Source organism: Saccharospirillaceae bacterium, assembly GCA_022448365.1.
Taxonomy (GTDB): Bacteria; Pseudomonadota; Gammaproteobacteria; order Pseudomonadales; family Oceanobacteraceae; genus Bacterioplanoides.
On the sequence record JAKVCS010000001.1, the window covers coordinates 610973 to 631539 of the forward strand.

Below are 20567 nucleotides of genomic sequence, written 5' to 3' on the forward strand. Positions count from 1 at the left end.
CTTCGTCAGTGCTTAACCCGAAAAACTAAAAAAAGGCCGTTATTGTTGTGAATAACGGCCTTTTTTATCGCTTATCTTTTATTCAAGAGTGCCTTAAACAAAACGCTCAAGAACAGTCAGCTCCAGGCATTACTTGTGCTTATAACTCACGCCTAACATCAGCCAGTTAGCGCTGAAGTCACTGTTTTGCCTTTCACTATTTTCCTGAAAATAATGCGCCACACTTAAATCCAATGTAAGACTTTTTATAACCGAATACTGCGCCCCCAGTTCAAACCGATGGGCGACAAACTCGCTGAGGCGCTCATCCGAACTGGCAGGACCACTGTCGCCGAATAATGCCTGTTCGTTACTGGCATAAGGGTTCTTGTAGAAGAAGGCCTGACTCTGGCTGTAGTAGCGGTAGGCTGGTAATAAACGCCATTCAGCGGATCGGCGTTTTGGTTTGTTTAAGCCAAAGAAGCCATAGAAAGGAACATCCAGGTTTACCGCCATCGTGTGGCTGGTAATACCCCAGTCATCATCGAAGAAACGATAGCCCAGCTGGCTGGTAACCCAGTTGTCCCACTGCTTGATCCACGAGGCGTTAATACCTTTGCCCAGACGCTCTTCCGGGCGCAGTTCACCCGCCAGAAAAACCTCGTTAAGACGATCAATCACCCCATCACGGTTGACATCAATGGCACGTAAAATCGTCTGATAATGATTACTCAGATAACCACTGTCATGACTGGCAAACAAGGAAACGGTCGCCGTTGATGAAGCAGACAAGGTCTGATTAATACCGGCTTCAATATCGAACGCGTGGTTCTTATCGATAATCTGATCGGCATAACTACCGTTAAATACATAACTTTCGTTATAGATATACGAGCCACCCAACGTGTAAGAACGATTTTTACGCCGGTCTGCCCACCACAACTTCGATGCACTGACACTGGAGCTGGAATAATCGCTCTCTTTCGAATAGCCCGCCGTTACGGTAGTTTCATTACGAAGTTCATCACGGCTGGTCAACGAAAGGTTAATCGAGCGACGAACGTCGGTCAGCTGAACTTTCTCAACCTGATATTCGCCATTCGGGTCGTATCCAAGTATTAACTTATCACTGACTTGGCGGGCGGCATCCAGTTTGGCTATCCGGTTTCTGCTATCGTCATCACTGGCAACGGGGGTTTTAGAGCGCAAAGTTGGAGAAGCACCAGAAATTGCGTCGTAGCCAAGATCGATCGAATAATCGTAATCGACTCCTTTCTTGCCTTTAATACTCACCGCGTGATCCGTTACCTTCACCCGGTCGTCACCTTCAACATAACGCAACACGTGATAACCCACAGTGGTTTCTGCAATCACTACTGCAGAAAATACCAGCAATAAAACAGCAGCAATACTTCTCTGCAGTTTCTTAGTTACAACCACAACCACCCCCGCCAATGCCGGTACCGCCTCGGGTATTTTCTTTTGATGCAAACACTTTGGTTGCAAACTTATTCATCGTTGGCATACGACCACCAGGCTTCATTTCATCCTTAGCCAGCGTTCCTTTATGCCACGGTTTAACATCCTCAATGCCTAAAACCGGTTCAATGAAATTCAGCGCAGAATGTTTCGGCAGCTTAGCTTTAGGCTTCTTAATCTTGTTGATTTTTTTAACATCGTTCCCGGGTCTATCAGCACCCGCTTGTGAACTTTGTTGTTGCATTTCTGGTGCAACATAAATCGTTTTTACTTCAGCCGAAATACTGGCTGAAAATAACAGAGCGGCAGTTAATAACAAACGCATCATAACTCTCCCCGACAATACGAGATATCACGTCGTCTTAGAATCAAAGTTCAACACCCAAACCAGCAAGATCAGCCTCGATGACTTCATCAATATGATCAATAGCCCCCAGATGCTGACCCAAAATAACACCATCGCGAATGTAATACAGAGCTGGCATACCCAGTGGTTCAAAGATTTCAATCAGTTCACTTTCGGTGTCATTAATTACGCGAAACTCAATGCCCAACTGCTTCTGAAATGCTTTTGCAACCGCTTCATCTTCATCAACATCAACACCAACCACAGCGACTTTTTCTGAATCTTTGTAGCTGTTATGGAATTTATTAACCAGAGGTAGCTCAATTCGACATGACACACACCATTGAGCAAAAAAGTCGATCACATAAACTTTACCCGGCTCAGGAGCCACTTCAGCTCGAATAGAATCCGGCAGACTATCACCGATTTCCAGAGCAGAAAGTGGCAGACTCAGCGATGCTAACGCTACCAGTGTCACTAGCAAATGTTTGATTTTTTTCATATTAAGTACCTGTATAGTCATTGGTTAATATCATTCGTTTCGAGGGGTTTGTTAATCGTTTATGCATCTTCATTGATTAATCGCAATTTCGCTCTGGCACTGCTGGCAATGATTTTTTTAATGACTTCTTCCAGCTGAGAGGCATTGCGTGCCGTTAAAAACTGATCTCCGAAACAACGACGAAAATAATCATCTTGCCTTAATGTTTCGATACCAAAACCAACGAACCATAAATCAATACCGCGTGCTCTGACCTCATCACACATACCACTGTCGACCAGATTACGCATCGTATAAGAACCCGCACCATCAGCACCATCGGTTAACAGCACCATTACTTTATCGGCAACGGTATTTGGGCGGGGTAAATCCTCCAGATTCCAATGCCCCTGCCAATTTTCCAGTAATGTACGAACTCCCCAGATAAACCCTTGCAAACTGGCAGTAGAGCTGCCGTTAGCATCGGGCATCTGACGGATACTCTGCTGCAGAAGGATATGATCATTGGTCAATGGAATAACCTTTTGAGAGGGACACTCTTCCGCCAGCCATTCGCCTCCTCCCTGAGGTTTGGTAGTCACCTGGATATTACCAGGATCATCGAATAACTGAGCGAGAATGCTTGCTGCATTGTCGCTACTACCACGGCCATCGACACAGGTTGGCTGAGCATAAGATTCAGGGAGCCATAGAGCACCATTGATATTGACCCCACCCAATTCATGATAAGGCACCATGCCCAGCGCGACACTCTCTGGCAGATCATTAATCAGATTTAATAACGTTTGTTGAAGCTGAGCAAAATTTGAGTCAGTCACGCCAGATGACAGTGCGGCCCCCATCGAACTGGAAACATCCACCACGAAACTCATATCCAATGCACCGGGTTCATAGGCGTAATCAGCACGCGCCTGATAGCGAACCTGAACCGTTCGGAACGACTCAATAAAAGCACCAAGAAACATACTGTCAACATCACGCTCGGCGGATATAACAACCTGCTGCGCAGGGTTCATCGGGATTATCGTTGTTTTATTATCCCCAAAATAAGCAAGTGAGAGTTCACTCGCTATTGCATTTGCCTCAGCCAAAAGCTGTGCATTATTTTTCTCTTTACTTAACGCGACTCGCCCGGCAATGTTCATCGCGGCCACCCGGGAAAACTCCGTTAATTTCTGGCGTTGTAATAGCCACTGTCCAGCATCAACAGCGCCCAGAGAAAGTGTGGCCAGCATCGGTAAAACCAATACCGTAAGAATACTCGCCTGACCCTGCTGGCGGACCATTGAAGGAAAATACATATCAATATCCATCCCGTTCAATCAGGACACTGCGTGCAGAGAGCACAGGAAATGCTTTTTCACCATCACCACCACTATTAAACCAGTCAGCCGACAAACCGCTACGTTGTTCCAGACACACGGTAACTATCCAGACCGCAGGACGCTGACCATTGGCTAACGGTTGTAATAAAGTACTGAGATCGGCAACCGAAACAGCCGACCGACGATGGCTGCCACAATCGTTTGGGTCCCATTCGAGAGGCGCTTCCTGATGACGTAAACGCGCAATTGCTACTTGTGGCATTTCCTGATCGTCATTGTTATCCCGACTCCAGAGTTCTTCCGCCAGGTTCGTATACTGATCATGATTTACCTGCTGTTGAGCATCCGCGAGATTATTCTCAACATCAAAGTCAGTTAAATCGCGCTGTGAGGAAACCAGCCACACCAGATCTTCACTTAATTGCTGCAAACGCTGTTGCTGATAACCCGGCTGCGCCAAATCCACTAACGCCAGCGATAAAATCATTGCGGCCAAGAGAACCACACTGATTTCAACTTCAGCAACGCCGCGTTGTTTGTGATGCATATAATGCTGATGCCTAGACAGATTCATTAATTCAGTTTTCCGGCTTGGCATCGGCTGGAATCACCAATAACCGACGAAAGGTAAAAGACACACTATTCCAGCCAAAACCAGCAATGGCTTCAAACGCAGATAAGGTTGCTGAGCTGGTGAACTCCCAGGTTAATAACGCGCAGCAACTATTATTACTGTCCCAACTGGCATCCCCCACTGAGCTCGCAGCCAGAATTTGCTCACGATTGAGAAAATAGCTCCCCTCCGGCGCGCCATTGTTAATTTCAATATCTGCCAACAACCATTGATCCTGTTTCACCTGTTGCCATATCTCCTGAGCCTGATCTTCCGGCAAAATATTGAGCTGACGCAGATCTGGCTTGGATAATAATTGACGGTTCACGTCTTCAACGGCTTCCGCCAATAAGGATCGCACCAATAATTGACGGCCAAGATCCAGCATCAGGACCAGAGTGAATACCATGATCGGTAATAATATTAAAAAGCCGATGGAACCGGAGCCACGCTGACGAATGACCAACGTCATAATGACCCCACGTCAGTATTCAAACGCTCGCGGAATTGTCGATACACATTGAGCTGTTGTTGCTGTTCATCTGGCGCTAACGGGCTTAACCACTTCAGCGCCTGTTGTTCATTATTTTGTAAGCCATAACTCAGAGCCAGTAATTGCATCAATGGTAATGGACAGGTCGATTGCTGACAGTCCGGCAAAAGCAGTGCCTGAGCCTTGTTGGTGTGTTTTTCCAATAAATAAATCAGTGCCAGATTGTAACGATAAGGCCAATGTTCCGGATCACTCAGTAGTAGGCGTTGATACAATTCTTGCGCCTGATCGAGCTGCCCACGCAGTGCGAATAAGTGAGCCTGGAGTGAATAACAATGACGTAATTCAGGCTGCAATGATCGATAATCTAATGCCGGAGATGTGCTTAGCCATAACCAGGCCTGCTCTGCTGAAGCACTATTGGTGTTGGTCTGATTACTATCCAAAGAATCCAGTAAACTGACTGCACGAATACAACGCCAGTTCATCAACCCGTTATAGCGTCGTGAAATCGTAATCTGATGCTGTTGATCGGACAGTACCTGTGATAATGACACATGACGTTCGGTATCAGATAACAGTGCCATGGCATGGGTAAACTGCTGACTTTTCCGATATAGCCAGAATAATGCCGTGCGATGCTCACCACTAACCGGACTGTCAGTATTTCCGTATTTATCCAACTGGCTTTTATGCATATCAATCGCCAGTTGATAAAAACCGCTGCGCCCAGCCTTTTCTGCCAGCGTAAATACCTGCTGCTGTCCTTGCTTTGACACAGCAGCTGCTTTTTCCGGTGTTGCACTACAACCGCAGATAAGCATCAGCAACGTTATTAATCCAATGCATCGACAAACGAACACGAAACGACAATAAAACTGCATTAACCTTCTCCGCTTAACTGACGGATTAACATGATAAAAGCTGGTCCAGCTAATAGCGCGACTAAAGGCAGAATGATAAATACCATTAAAGGAACCGACATTTGTGCCGGTACTTTTGCCATACGTTCTTCCAGCGCCAGACCTTGTATTGTTCGACTATGACCTGCAAGTTCCCGCAACCCCTCTGCCAACGGTGTGCCGTAATCATCAGCCTGGGTGATCAACCAACTCAACTGCCGCAGATCATCCAACGGCAAACGTTGCGCCAGCTCATTAAACGCATGGCTACGACTGTTGGTAATGCGCAGGTCATCACTTAGTGCGGCGAAGTGTTTTGCCAATGCTGGATTTACTACACGCATTTCTTCGCCTATCCGCGCCAATGCAGCATCAATACTTAAACCTGCCTCAAGACACAAAGCCAATAAATCGAAGACCTGGGGCAAATGACCCTGTATACGTAGGGCACGATCTCGACAGAACAATCCAAACAGTGCCTCCGGAATTAGATTGGCAACCACCATAGAAATGATCAGCAGTAGAAAATCCATTGCTTTCTGCCCCTCCGGCCAGAGCCAAAGCGCAGCAATCACAGCGGTGATGATTTTACTGAGCCAGAAATACCGACCGAGAATCACCAGACTGGTTTGACCGGCTTCATTACCCGGGTGGATAAAACCCGCTTGTCTCGCTAAAGTAATTTGCGCTGGCGGTAACCGGAAACGACCGTCGAGCCAGGCAACCAGAGTTTTAAACGCCTGAGCAACAACAACGATTTGCTCATTCTGATTGCCCAACAGTGGGCTTCCCGAAATCGCCTGAAGTCCACTGGCACTGTCTTTATTCAGTTCCGCATCAATGCTCTGTAACTGCAGCAGTTTTTGTCGCCGTTGCTGATTTTGCAGCCGTTGATACACAGCAAAACCAATCAACAATGCTCCGGCAAGTAACAACAAAATGGCGATAAATGGAGTACTCATGACTGTATCCGGCATCAGCGGCCACCTCCAATCACCATTAAGCGAATCAGAAATAAGCCAAATGCAATGCTACCCAGACTATAAGCCAGCAATTGCTGACCACTGGCATCGTCGAGTAAAAACTCCAGATGGCCCGGATTCAGCCAGGCCAGCGCAGATAACATCAGAATAGGAATCGCAGCAACCACGTTGGCCGACAAACGAGGTTCACTGGTCAACGCATCCAGCTTATGTTTTGCCCGCTGAGCTTCTTTTAGTTGCGCACTCTGGCGCGCCAATACCTGAGCCAGGCGACCGCCGGTTTGCAGATTCAGTAATAACGTCATACCAAAAAAACGATAACTGATCAGAGGTAAGCGTAATCCAGCCAATTCAATCACCTGCTCGGGTGGATCACCAATACGCAGACGCGATAGCAACCACTCCAGTTCACGAGCAAGAATAATCCGTCCGAGTGACTCATTATCAACACTCGCCTCAACATCTGCGTTCGGAGATAACTGGACAACAACCTGAGATAAAGCCTGATGAATACCCATACCCGCTGAAACAGCACGAGCCAGTTGTTCCAGCGCTTGCGGTAATGCCTGTTCACAAGCCTGCATGCTCTGTTGCAAACGACGCTGTAAACGCCAGGACAAAATAATCAGTGCCGAGAAAAAGCCCGTCACAACCGCAGTGATAAATTTAACCAGCAAAAATTCGGTTGGCAGTTTTACCCAGACCAATAAAAATAGCGGTACCGCCATGGCAAGTGACGTTAACCATTGGCGTTGCAACCACTGCGACAAACTGCGTTGCTGTGGCGGCAGAATTAATTGCAGCTGCAATAATTTTCCCTGGAAATAATGATTCAGGCGCGAAGCCGTAGCTGGACGGTATTTTTGCAACTGACGATAAAGACCCCGCAAAGGTGCAGCAATAAAACTGAATACCGATAAATCCTGATTATCGGCAAACGGGTCAGCCTGATTCTGGCCTGCCAGAGATAACAACGGCGCAGTACTTTGCCCTGCACCGGCAATCTGTACGCCGGCACTATCACCTGACGTATCCAGTTGCTGAATATCCCGTAAGCGCTGCTGACGCTGCTGCTGTGCCTGAAACTGACGATAATACATCACCAGCAATGCCATACCCGCCAGCGATAATAACCAGGGGCTGCTACTGACCCAGTTAAAAAAACTCATCCGAAGTTTTCTCCGGATGTCTGGGTATTAAAACCGCCACTGTTGCTGGATAAGCGATTAACCAGAGCCTGTAATTCGTCACCCAGTCCCATGGTGCGGGCACGCTCCATTAATGCCGGACGCAGATTCTGATACTGATAACTCGGAGTTTCCTGCGGATTATTATCGTTACTTTTGTATTGCCATAAGGTTTGCAGCGTCACCGTATCGCCTTCGATACCGATTACTTCAACAATCGCGGTGACCCGACGGACACCATCGCGATCACGATTGACCTGAATAATCATATCCAGTGCGCTGACCATCTGACGACGAATCGCTACTAACGGCACATTCGCTTGCTGCATTAATAATAAATTCTCCAGACGAATAAGAGCATCACCCGGACTGTTGGCGTGCAGCGTTGACATTGAACCATCGTGGCCGGTGTTCATCGCCTGCATCATATCGAACGCTTCGTTGGAACGAACCTCACCCAAAACAATACGATCCGGCCGCATCCGCAGCGCATTAACCAATAATTGCTGTTGATTAATACCACCACCACCCTCGAGCGACGGCGGACGGGTTTCCAGTCGCACCACATGAGGTTGTTGTAATGCCAATTCGGCTGCGTCTTCAATGGTTACGATGCGCTCGTCGCCACCAATATGACGTGACAACGCATTGAGTAACGAGGTTTTACCTGCACCGGTTCCACCAGAAATCAGAATATTCGCGCGCGATGCCGTGGCAATTTTTAACAGCTGCGCCATTTCGGCAGTCATCGACCCCAGGTGTACCAGATGGTCTAAATCAAATCCGTCACGATTAAATTTACGAATTGAAATACTGGTGCCGTCCAGTGCCAGTGGCGGGATAATAATATTTACCCGGCTGCCGTCTTCTAAACGTGCATCCACCATCGGATTACTTTCATCGATACGGCGACCAATGGCAGCAGCAATACGGCGGGCCACGTGTTTTACGTGAGCTTCATCGTGAAACTGCACACCGGCAGGCTGTAATTTACCGCGACGTTCAACGTAAACCTGAAACGGGCCATTCACCAGTACATCGGCAACCGTCGGGTCGTCTAATAATGCCTGAATCGGACCTAAGCCCAGCATATCGTCCAACAAAGCATCGGCCAGCTGTTGCTGATCCTGTGCGGTTAACGGCAATTTTCGCTGACTGGCCAGTTCACCCGATTCACGAATTATGCGCGCCCGTAATGCCGCACGATTGAGTCTCAGCACCACAGAAGCATCCAGACGCTCCAGCAATAATAAACGCAATTCGTTTAATAACGGCGACATGGCGGCCGTTGGCGCTGCTGCAACAGAAGCATTTTTATCCGCGGCCATTAGCTGGCCAATCGTATTAACACTGTTTGCCGCTTTAACACCGGCTGCCGCATCAACACCGTTTGCAGATTCTGGAGTGCTGTTTAAATCGGCTTCCCGTGTACTATCAGATGCGCCCTCTTTAACGCCCACGTTTTCTGTAGTGGCTGCGGTTGCGGCTTTGCCGGGTGACGAATCAGAACGACGACCAAACATCAGCTCCCCCGGTTTAATAAACGTTGCAGAATGCCGGATTCGCGTTGCACAGACGGTGTTAACGCCAACCAATCGTCAATAAAACGATTCACCTGTTTGCTTAAACGGCTCTGATCAATATTTGGTGTGTCTGCCATCAATTGCTTTAAGGCAGACTTATCATGGTCCAGTGCGCTCAGTGGTGTGTTAGTAAACGGATTAATTGCCGCCATATCCTCAACCGTTACAGCGGCAGCGTTATAAGGCTGGTTTACCAACAGGTGTACTTTGTTTAACAAACCATGCTGCTGATAAAAATCCTGCAGTCGCTTTAATTCACGCGCAGCCGATGGGTGTGGGTGTGTCACCAGGACAATATGATCGGCATTTTTTAACAGCTCCAGCGCCATGGGTGTGGTGTTATGCGCTGCAGGCAAATCCCAGCACAAAGCACTGAACTGTGGAGCAAGCTTGGCCGTTAACGCATTAATAACACCCGATTTCTGTAATAACTGGTTTTGTTTTCCGGCGGCGTTAACGTCCACCACAGAGCTGAACAAGGTCAAACGAGAATGCAGTTCACTGCCAGCCCGCTGGACTAATAAATCATCCGCGGTATCCGGGTCAGCCAATAAACTGGCAAATGCCGCATTGGCCGGACTGTTTAAATAAATATCAAGGCTACCGGCACTGTCGAGATCCAGCAGTGCCAAATGCATACCCGGGTCACGACTCAACTTTCCGGCAACCAGCGCGGCAATTAAACTGCAACCAATTCCGGAATGGGTCGCAGTAATCACCATATTACGGCCACGCGGTGCAGCCGGGCGCAGTGTATCGTTTTCCCGCGCACTGTTATGAACACCGTTATAGCCATCGTTATGCGCCTGATCATCATGAAAGCGACGGTGAGGTTCACTCAGACGACGTAATTGTGCCCGCAATTGCACTTCATCAACCGGTAACACCAGATAATCATCAACGCCCAGCGACATCAGCTGGCGATAAAACCCCAGATCATCACGCTGTCCCAACAATAAAACCCGGGTACTGGCCTGACAGACTTCAGCCAACTGTGCCAGACCATCAATCGGGTCTGAGGAATTAACCGGATCACTGATATCAACAATTAATAATTCCGGTGAGCTGTGACTGCGATAATATTCTATCGCCCGGCTTAATGCGCTAGCCGATGTATTCGTCGCCTGGCTAACAGGAATAATCGTCAGCTCAAGGGCCGCACAAGCCAGTGCGGCTTGTGTCAGAGTCTGTTCTTCCTGCTTGCTGTTTACAAAACCGTGTAGTTGCTGGGTCATATTAATTTCCAATGGTACTGCCGGTCGTGGTACGACGTTCCAACGGCTGGTTTTCGCGACTGAATTCCAGCGCTTTCAGTGCAGAAATTCCGTCCAGTGATTTATCCGCTGGCGGAGCAATCACTAATTGTTTCGGGTTGGCCATCTGCATCAGATTATTACGATTAGCACAGCCAAAGTGATCGGCTCTGCACACGCGAATGTTGGCCATAAACCACTCGATACGTACTTCAAGCAGACGCTCGTTGTCTGTCTGATTCTTCTTAGCCGCAATTTTGTTGCCCGGCTTTAAGTCATAACGCAGCTGCAGTTGTGAATCGTTGATGCCTGCGCGTTTCAGCTCAGCAATAACTTTTCGACTATCACCGTCAAACCCTTTTAACGGAATCAGCATTAACGAAAATTCCTGAAGTTGTTGTTGCGACATCAGAAACCGATTCAGTTCTGTTTTTTGTAACGGCCATACAAACGATTGTTGCTGTACCTCTACACCACTACCGGAGTGGCGCAGCTCTGCCTGAGCAACCAGCGGTAGTAACAATTGCAACACCAGAGCCAGCGCAATCAGACACTGGGACATAATTTTCTTAGTAAACATCATCATGCGGTTATCCAATAAAACGGCACATCAATTAATAAATAAAGTCTGGGTTACCCCATAGACGAATAGTACTGTCTGTTGTTTTTCCAGTGGCGTTTTTATGGCTTTTGCCCAACAACATTTGTTCGAACAACGAGTTGGCTTTTAACCCTTCGCCGGGAAGCACAAATTCATTGGCCTGCTGTGGCTCAACGGCATAAGCACTGACGATAATGACCAGTTCCGTTTCTTCACGACGGAATTCCTGACTGCGGAACAACGCGCCCAACACCGGAATATCACCAAGAAACGGCAGTTTGTTAATGGTGCTGACATCATTTGCCTGAATTAATCCGGCAAGCGCAAAACTTTCACCCGACTGCAGCTCGATGGTGCTTTCCGCACTGCGTACCTGCAGCGACGGTAACTGCAAATTACGCCCTTCAACCTGCACCTCAGTTGACAAATTAGAAACTTCCGGACGTACTTTTAAGCGGATACGATTGCCTTCCAATACGGTTGGTTGCATATCCAGCTTGATACCAAATTCGCGGAAATCGATACTGTAGGTATCCAATTGAGGCAGAGGAATCGCATAAGGGTATTCACCACCAGCATGGAAATGAGCGGTTTCACCACTGAGTGCAGTCAGGTTTGGCTCCGCTAACACTTTTGCTAACCCTTCATTTGCCATCGCTTGTAATACACCGGATAACGGATCCTGACCAAAGTCCAGTTCGCGGGTGCTAAGTGTTACCAGACGACGATCAAACGCGATGCTGCCATTAATTAAAGTTCCCCAGCGAATACCTAACTGGTGGCCCACTTCGCGTTTAACTTCAGCAATACGCAGACGAATATTCACTTGTTTTGCCATATCCACTTGTATGCGGTTAATTACTTCACCGTTTTCAGCAATAAAGCCCTTAGCCATGGCCACGGCTGCTTCAATCGTCAGACTGGAATCCACCAAACCTGTTAACAGAATATTATTACCCTGTGCGCTGGCGTTTAATTGGTTTCTTCCCTGCTCAGATAACTCCTGCTGTAACTGGCTGTTTAACTGTTCCAGATTATGACGTACCTCAATCTGACGCTGATAAATGGTGCGTTGCTTACTGTCCAGTACAAATATTTCGGTAACGCCCGGCTTTTTCGCGAAAATAAATAACGAACGACTGGCGGGTAACTGGTAGTTAGCCACCGAAGAGTCAGAGATAAATACCGTTTTGGCATCGCCATTGAGCCGGATTAATTCACCTTTACCCACGTTCAATGCCAGCGGTTTTACTGCAGCCTGGGTTAATGCGGATAATCCGAATAAACCCATTAACAGAATAAATACGCTAACGGCTGAATGTATTTTTTGGTGCAACTGCTTATAAACCACCAGACACCTCACGTTGTTCGCCACGGATCAGGAAGGTGTTTTCATCCAGACCGCTGTCTTTGGTTTCCGGGAATAAGTCGCTGGCTCCGCTGCCAGCGCTGCTGACACCATTATCGTTAGGGTTACGCAGGCTGATGGATAATGAGCCACCGTTCGCTGCCATTTGTAATGCCAGAGGCACACGCACCGCTTGTTGTGGTGTTGCTTCAAACGTAACAACGGCATCGCGATCACGACGACGCTTATTGTTATTTAGCTGATCGGCTTCATAGTTCTGACTGGAAAAACGGTTAATCGCCAACACCCGCAAACCGGATGCCGCGACCGCACTGCGCCAGGTACGGAAATCGCGTTTACTCGGAACTGAATCACTCGAGGCACGCACCTGCTGTGCCTGGGTAGTAATGATCAGATCAACCACATCACCGGGAGAAACCAGGCCGGAACTTAAATAAGCCAGTTTAATATTCACCGATACCGCTCGCATGCCTGGTCGCACGGTTAATGCCAGAAAACCACTGTCGTCCGGTGATACCAACAGACGTTTATCCAACGCATCGTTGTTCTTTAATGGCTGACGTAACGCACTGCCAACTAACTGCTGCTCGATTTCCTGTTGCTGTTGTTCGGACTGAGCCAGCCACCAGTGAGCCTGTTGCTCCTGCTGCTGTTGCTCGTCTTCTGTCAGCGTTCGCCAATACAGCGCATCAGAGCTGATTAACTGGCCATCCTGATAGGCCTGATTAATCACCAGTATTTTTTCATCCTCGGCAACGGACGTGCCTTTATCGGAAGAATTTAAACTGAGCAATACCCCACTCAGTGCCAGCGCAATACCGGCATATAGCAGCCAGGAAGACTTCATATCGCGATCATACCCGCAAAAATCAATATAAAAGGTGTCGTTACAGATTTTTCATACAAATTAAAAATCTGCTTTATTCACTGCCTTCGGTGATGGTTTCTTTCACTTTTTCGAATGACGTATTTAACGCATCCTGCAATGGACCACCCGGTCCCACAGCTACAAATAATGTGCCTGCCAGCGCTGCAGCCAGAATCGCGTATTCAACAGCAGTAACACCCAGTTGCTTTTTTACGCTTTTTATTGAGGTTGATTTTTTCATGATTATTTCCTGTTTAACTTATTACTAATTAGTCTGTTCTATAACGAAAAACAGGCGCATGGCTAAAAGCCATGCGCCGCGTCCTTGCGTTCGTTTCTAATTAGTTGGTTGTGTAAATATAACGGTTATGATTTTTTGGAGCAGAACTACTGTAGCGGTCAATAGTTAATTGTTGCTCATTACCTTCATGGGTGATAACAGTAGCAATCTGGTCACAGCCCCAGCCGGTGCATGCTGGATCATCCTTAATATCGGATGTCCAATAACTGCCATCGATCACCCGATCGCCATGCAGGTTGGTTAACGCTGGTTCGCTGTATAGAGATTTCATCTGCGCAACAGTTGGGTATTTCCAATCATTGCCAGAAATACCACAGTAGCGTGTAAAGCTTGAAACTCCGGAGTGATTACTGGCATCTTTACTCACACTTAAGTGAGTGGTCCAGACATTGCCACTGGACTCTTCACGAATGCAGTAGTTAACACCAGTGAGGGTTACCTGACCCAGGTTATCGAGCCCAACAAAACCGCTTGCCAAGCCTGCCCTGGCTGATCCAGTTGCATTAGTCACCCACAGTCCCATGTATCCGTCGGAATTACGTCCGGTTTCTGAATTGCCCGTTTTGAAGCTGAAGACTACCGGCATCAGACGGTCGTACACATCTTTCTCTGTTGCCGATGTCATGTAATTGACGTCCTCATTGATCGTTGCAAAATGACGTCCATCAACCGGGCGTAACGCCTGCAATTCAGCAACGCTTGGTAAACGCCAATCACTGCTACCACAAATATTAACCATATCAATTTCTGCTGTAGCTACGGCAAGAGTACGTGCAACACCCGGTTGTGGCATTTGGCTTTCGCGTAACCAGATCAGTCCATTGTCAACATGACGCGAACATACCCAATCGTCCGCTGACGTGGTTACTTCGCCCGCAACATTCAGCATCTCAAACTTGGATGGCGGCGCGGTGAAGCTCACGAGGCGAGCAAATACCAGATAACCGGAATCCAATGTATCAGTGATATCCAACGACAGAGTTTCAGCTTTATAATAACCGTTTGTGTTAAAGGTATACGCAAGCCGTTCACCCGCATTGCCGGCAACAGATGTCCACTGCCAATAGCGCTGAAATGCATCGGAGCTACCGTATTTATCCGCTGAGCCTGCGTAATTCACGAAGACGGTTGGATCAATGGTGGTATCGTAGTAATAACTGTTTTCATCAAGAGTATTCAGGCTACTCAGCTGTTTGACTGTTGGCAGGCTCCAGTTATCTTTGCCGCACCAATTATTGGTGTTGGCTTCAGCCAGCAAATCAACAGCGTCGGTGAAGTCCTGACGATTTTTCAGATCATCACTGCCTTTTTCTAACAAACGCCAGATCACTGCAGAATCGGAAGCCTTATCCTGCTCTTCACGCAGATCCTGCACACAGCGATAGCCCTGAATATAAGTCGTATCGGCAGGGATATAACGACCTTTCTCATCCAGCTTGGCAAAACTCACACTGCCGGAAACAATCGTCGCCGCCGCAACCGATACGGTATAGCCATTTGCAAAGGCGTCATCAACTGCCAGGTCAGTCACTGGGGTACGGGTATTAATCCAGTTCTGCAAGTTAGTAATCTGCTGATCAAGCACACCTAATTGATTTTGGTAAGCTGCAATCAAGTTGCTACCAAATGCACCGTCGGCTAATTCAATAATTAAATCCACCAACGCCTGACGGCGTTGCTGCAAATCAGTCAGGGTTTGTTGTGCTTTGAAAATCTCAGCTAGACCGGTACGCGCTGCCAGATACAGAGTTTCTGCCAGTGCTGCATCATTTGGCGTATCACTAACCGCTTGCTGTGCTGCAGTTACTTCACCTGCCTGAGTGTTGGCCGTAAGTAGCTGATCGTTTGCAGCGGCCGTGTCAGTAGCTAACTGCGCCGCCGTTTCAGTGTCGCCTATTACACCGGCTACTTTGCTCTGCATCGCAGCCAAAGTCGCAATAGCATCGGTAATATCGCTGTTTTGCGCCGCTTTATAAGCGCTTAACGCAGCTTCGAATTCAGCCAGTGCCGCATTAAATTGCTGCAATTCAGCATCACTCACCTGACCATCAGGGTTGTTATTCAGCCGTGTTACATCAGCATTAAATTCGGTCAGTTTTGCATCGAAATTATCAGTTAATGTATTCACCGAATCCTGACGGGTATTAGCCTGCTCAATACGTGCCAGCAGTAAACCTTTCAGTCGGGTTAAATCGGCAGAGTTAACCGCTGCAGTAAATTCTGACTGACTGGTGGTGACGCTGTTACGTGCGTCAGTCTGCCAGCCAGGCAGAGTCGTCTGAGCACTGGTCAACTCCAACTTTGACGCGGCAACTTTGGCAATATAAGTCGCACCAATAACTGGCACCCGAGTCAGTAGCTGATAATACTTCTGCGACAACTCCCTATCGCTTGTGGACAACTGTGAGTAACCACGAGAAGCTACACGACGTTTCGTTGTGTCAATCACACCGTTTTCAACAGCAAAATCACGGCTCCAGTAGTAATCCGAACCGTAGCTGGACATAAAGCTGAAGTATTTACCATTACCCCAATGCAGGTTTTCTTGGCTATAGCCAGGCTCGATATACGTGTAAGTCCGCAGTTTCTGCAATTCTGCAATGGAGGCTGCCTGCCAATCAGAAAAACCACATATGGCAGAGCTATTGCTGCGGGTAATTTCACTTTCTATCGTTTTAATCGAACTGTCACTGTTAGTGTACGGAACGGTATCACTGTATTGATTACTGGATTTTTGCCAGTAAATACCGCCTGAAAATCTACTGTCTCTAATACAGGAAAAATCAGTTGCTGTAGACAATAAACGCTCGCCATCTGCGTCTAATTTCACAAACTCGGTTTTAGTAAATGCAATCGATTCAGCCACTTCATTTTGCTCACCAGCAACACGCAGTTTTACCGTGCCGACAAAATCATCCGACAGCTGAATTGGTTTTGCAGTGGCGTTTTGCCATGCCTGAGTTTCACCCGCAATAACCAATGCGTACTGGTAATCAGCCGCATTGTCGAAACCAGCAATGTTTTTCCAGTTCAGCGTATCGTCATCGTCTTCCACCACCAGATTGTTTGGTGCAGCAACAATAACCAGCTGCGTAAACTCCGCACTAACAGCGCTTGCTCCGGCGTCATTAATTCCGGTTACGGCAGCAACACGAACCTGAACATAGCCCGCAGTGCGATTTTCATCACCGACATTAACGGATGTATCGCTGTCAGTAGCAACACGCCAGTCGGCGCTGCCAATTTTAATTTCGTAAGTGCTGATATTTTCGTAACCGGAAACAAAGCTCCAGCTAAAGGTATCGGCATCATCATCGGAGGTCGCAACCGGAGCTGCGATATTTTTGATCACCTTCGCGAATGCGGTTGGGTTGCTAGCAGTTGCACCTGCTTCACGTCCCGTCGCCGCTTTGACACGCAACTGCAGAGCACCAGCGGCAATGCCAACATCACCCACTTCAATCGGTTTAGCAGAGGTAACCTGCCAGTTACCGTCACCGGTGTGGAATTCGTAGTCAGCAATATTGGTGTAACCTGCTACGTTGGTCCAGTCCAGCGTATTGGCAACGTCGTTGACCTGCAGATTGGTTGGTGCAGCGATATTACGGATAACGGCGTTAAACCCTTGCGGGCTGCGCGCAACCTGACCAGCCAGACGAACGTCAGCAACAGCAGCTACCCGGATTTCAATGGCATTCGCATCGATATCAAAGTCACCCACCACCAGCGGCTTGGCGCCAATGGTTTGCCAGTCACTTTGCTGACTGCCCGAGGTAATACGATATTCATAATCGGACGTGTCGGTGAATCCAGCAACATAATTCCAGTCCAGAGTGTCAGTAACATCATTAGTGACCAATCCGGTTGGCGCGGCCGCTGATACCAGTGCTTTTTTGAACTCAGCACTCTGAGCAATCGCACCCGCTTCGCGAATTCCATTAACAGCAGCCACACGAACCTGGATATAACCGGCGGCACGGGCAACATCACCCATCGCAATATTGCGATCTGCCGCAATGGCTGCTCGCCAATCTGCGCTATCGATTTTGATTTCGTAATCGCTGATGTCGTTATAACCGTTCACCAGCGACCAGCTGAAGCTGTCAGCATCGTCATCAGACGTTGGCACAGGCGCAGCGATACCGCGAATCACTTCCGCAAAGGCTTCAGTATTTTTCGCAATCTGGCCTGCCAGACGTTCGCTGGCAATCGGCGCAATACGCAGCTCCATATCACCCACGGCAATAGCAACGTCACCCACCTGAATCGGCTTGGTCGTCACTGGCTGCCAGCGACCCGAATTAATACGGTATTGGTAATCTGATACCTTGGTGTAATCACTGACGAAGGTCCAATTCAGGGTATTCACCGCGTCGTTTACAACCAGATTGGTTGGTGCAGGGGCAACAACCAGAGTTTTCTTAAAGGCCGGGCTTTTAGCGATGGCACCGGCATTACGAAGACCCGCAACGGCTTTAACACGCACTTCGATATAACCGCCATCGCGGTCTACATCGCCAATAGCAATGGTGCGCTGTGCGTCGGTGGCCACAGTCCAGCTGCCATCGTTAATGCGGATTTCATAGTCAGACACGTTGTCGTAACCAGCAACAAAGCTCCAGCTGAAGGTATTGGCAGTGTCATCGCCACTCACCTGAGGAGCAGCAATATCGGTGACAACAATCGTAAAAGCATCGGCATTGGTAATGACCGGACTGGCCAGCCACTCACCGGCAACGGCAGCCACACGTAATTCAACACCACCTGCAGCAATGGCCACATCACCCACCTGAACAGGTTTGGCTGTAGCTGTCATCCACGCGCCATTACCAATGCGATATTGGTAATCAGCAGCCTTGGTGAAGCCGTTGGCAAAGGTCCAGTCGAAGGTATTAGTAACGTCATCAACCACAGGATTGGTTGGTGCCGGAGCCGCTGTCGCTGCCTTAGTAAAGGCAGAACTTGAAGCTGTCGCACCGACTTCACGTACACCAGCAACCGCTTTAACACGAACACGCACGTAACCCGCATCACGCTTTTCATTGCCGATAGCAATAGAACGATCGGTGGCCGTCGCAGTGCGCCAGGCCGCAGAATTAATGCTGATTTCATAATCACTGATCTGGCCGTAGCCACTCACCAGCTGCCAGGCAAAGGTATCAGCTGAATCATCGGAGACGCTTACTGGCGCTGCGATGTTGCGGATAACGGTATTAAATGCGGCACCGCTACTGGCACTGGCACCCGCTACCTGACCGGCATTGGCTTTAACACGCAGCTGCAACGCTCCGGCAGCAATTGCAACATCCCCCACCTGCAATGGCTTGGCATTCACGGTTTGCCATTGGCCATTGCCCGTGTGGTACTCATAATCTCCGGCACTGGAGAAACCAGTTACAAATTGCCAGTCCAGCGTATTAGCAACATCATCCACCACCAGGTTGGCTGGTGCAGCGATGTTACGTACAACCGCGTTAAAGGCCAGAGGGTTGCGTGCAACCTGACCTGCCAGGTTCTTTGACGCAACGGCCTTCACACGAATTTCAATGGCGTTTACCGCCACGTCAAAATCGCCGATCACTAACGGCTTAACATTGACGGCTTGCCAGTCGCGCTGCTGGGAACCAGAGGTGATACGATATTCATAATCGCTGAGGTTGCTGTAACCGCTAACGTTATCCCAGTCGAGAGTATCTTGGGCATCGTTAACTAAGAGATTCTTCGGTGCAGCAATGTCATCAACGATGCGTGTCAGCGGCGATGCGTTTTTCGCTGCCACACCCACTGGGTTGTTATTGGTCACATCCGCGCGAACACGTAACTGAACTTGTCCGGTAGCATAAGCCAGATTCTCCAGGACAACCGGTTTGACAGTCACAACCTGGAAGCTGGCCCCACTATTAACCGAGAATTCATAATGTTGCGGCTGTTCAAAACCCGCAACAAACGCCCAATCCAGCGTATCAGCGGCGTCGTCAATGGTTAACACCGCGGCGGCTGGGCGAACAACTACCTGAACGTCATTATCCAGGTCCTGCTGTACATCATCGGAGGCAAGTGCAGCGGCACTGCTGGTCAGAATCTGACTCCAGGAGGCACCCGCATTATCGCTTGCCTGCTTAACAATCACTTCTTCCCATTTTTGCTGAATCTCGCGAGCAGCGGCACGAACCGGGGCATCTTTGTTATTGCTGTTGGCGGCCACATAATCAACTGCGTAGAAATCGTCTTGCAGCGCCCACTTCTCGGCCAGCTGAGCGGCAATTACTTCAACGGGTTCGCCACTGTCTTTCGCCAGCGCACCAATTACAGTAGTGAATGGCGTCACTAAGTTACTGTTGTCATCACCGCCTTTAACGTTAACCGGCAATAAAACACTCTGTCGGGTTATTGCCTGATCCGGGTTATCCATATCAACGGTCTGACCCGGCACGATTTGCGCCAGTAATTTATCCACCGCCTGACCGGCTGGTACCGTCAACTCAAAACGACCCTGCGCATCAGTGGTTGCGCGATATTCACCGGCAGCGTCACAAACGAAGTTGTCGTTATTATCGATACAAACAAATGCATTGCTCAGGTAACCGTCGATAACCTGGCCGCGGACGGCCGTCTGATTGACCGGAGTTGGCTGGGTTGGACCGCCGTTATCAACGTCAGGCGAGGCACCGCTGGAGCCCTGGTCACCACTACAAGCAACTAAGCTGGCCACGCCAATCGCGAGAGCGATCTTGCGCGGCAGGAACGCGTGATTCTTCATGATGTACTTCCAATTTTCCGGAC

General features: G+C 48.6%; 16 protein-coding genes. All 16 read right to left on the reverse strand.

The window, feature by feature from the left end:
• Positions 1-129: 129 nt before the first annotated feature.
• The gene (locus MK185_02810) at positions 130-1470 is read right to left on the reverse strand and encodes a DUF3570 domain-containing protein (protein ID MCH2039550.1); all 1341 of its coding nucleotides are present in this window, start codon (positions 1468-1470) and stop codon (positions 130-132) included.
• Positions 1406-1786 carry a DUF4266 domain-containing protein gene (locus tag MK185_02815; protein ID MCH2039551.1) on the reverse strand — a complete coding sequence of 127 codons (381 nt, stop codon included), beginning with the start codon at positions 1784-1786 and terminating at the stop codon, positions 1406-1408. Before MK185_02815 ends, MK185_02810 begins: the two co-directional genes overlap by 65 nt.
• Positions 1787-1826: 40 nt before the next feature.
• Positions 1827-2306 (reverse strand): TlpA family protein disulfide reductase, encoded by a 480-nt coding sequence (locus tag MK185_02820; GenBank protein ID MCH2039552.1) that lies wholly within the window; start codon positions 2304-2306, stop codon positions 1827-1829.
• Positions 2307-2365: 59 nt separating this feature from the next.
• Complete coding sequence (locus MK185_02825; GenBank protein MCH2039553.1) at positions 2366-3607, reverse strand: hypothetical protein; 1242 nt, start codon at positions 3605-3607, stop codon at positions 2366-2368.
• A gap of 1 nt (position 3608) precedes the next feature.
• Complete coding sequence (locus tag MK185_02830) at positions 3609-4205, reverse strand: hypothetical protein (protein ID MCH2039554.1); 597 nt, start codon at positions 4203-4205, stop codon at positions 3609-3611.
• 4 nt (positions 4206-4209) lie between these two features.
• A complete protein-coding gene (locus MK185_02835) occupies positions 4210-4716 on the reverse strand; it encodes a hypothetical protein (protein ID MCH2039555.1) in 507 nt (168 codons plus the stop codon).
• Entirely contained in the window at positions 4713-5516 is an 804-nt protein-coding gene (locus tag MK185_02840) for a hypothetical protein (protein ID MCH2039556.1), read from the reverse strand. Before MK185_02840 ends, MK185_02835 begins: the two co-directional genes overlap by 4 nt.
• 104 nt (positions 5517-5620) lie before the next feature.
• Positions 5621-6601 (reverse strand): type II secretion system F family protein, encoded by a 981-nt coding sequence (locus MK185_02845; GenBank protein MCH2039557.1) that lies wholly within the window; start codon positions 6599-6601, stop codon positions 5621-5623.
• Between the two features lie 14 nt (positions 6602-6615).
• Positions 6616-7791 (reverse strand): type II secretion system F family protein, encoded by a 1176-nt coding sequence (locus tag MK185_02850; protein MCH2039558.1) that lies wholly within the window; start codon positions 7789-7791, stop codon positions 6616-6618.
• Positions 7788-9332, reverse strand: a complete 1545-nt coding sequence (locus tag MK185_02855) for a CpaF family protein (protein MCH2039559.1) — start codon at positions 9330-9332, stop codon at positions 7788-7790. Before MK185_02855 ends, MK185_02850 begins: the two co-directional genes overlap by 4 nt.
• The gene (locus tag MK185_02860) at positions 9332-10627 is read right to left on the reverse strand and encodes a hypothetical protein (protein ID MCH2039560.1); all 1296 of its coding nucleotides are present in this window, start codon (positions 10625-10627) and stop codon (positions 9332-9334) included. The genes MK185_02855 and MK185_02860 overlap by 1 nt, the downstream gene beginning before the upstream one ends.
• Position 10628: 1 nt before the next feature.
• A complete protein-coding gene (locus tag MK185_02865; GenBank protein MCH2039561.1) occupies positions 10629-11231 on the reverse strand; it encodes a hypothetical protein in 603 nt (200 codons plus the stop codon).
• Between the two features lie 28 nt (positions 11232-11259).
• Positions 11260-12597 (reverse strand): type II and III secretion system protein family protein, encoded by a 1338-nt coding sequence (locus tag MK185_02870; GenBank protein ID MCH2039562.1) that lies wholly within the window; start codon positions 12595-12597, stop codon positions 11260-11262.
• The gene (gene cpaB, locus MK185_02875) at positions 12587-13462 is read right to left on the reverse strand and encodes a Flp pilus assembly protein CpaB (protein MCH2039563.1); all 876 of its coding nucleotides are present in this window, start codon (positions 13460-13462) and stop codon (positions 12587-12589) included. Before cpaB ends, MK185_02870 begins: the two co-directional genes overlap by 11 nt.
• 73 nt (positions 13463-13535) lie before the next feature.
• The gene (locus MK185_02880; GenBank protein MCH2039564.1) at positions 13536-13724 is read right to left on the reverse strand and encodes a Flp family type IVb pilin; all 189 of its coding nucleotides are present in this window, start codon (positions 13722-13724) and stop codon (positions 13536-13538) included.
• Between the two features lie 100 nt (positions 13725-13824).
• A complete protein-coding gene (locus tag MK185_02885; protein ID MCH2039565.1) occupies positions 13825-20544 on the reverse strand; it encodes a hypothetical protein in 6720 nt (2239 codons plus the stop codon).
• Between the last annotated feature and the right edge of the window lie 23 nt (positions 20545-20567).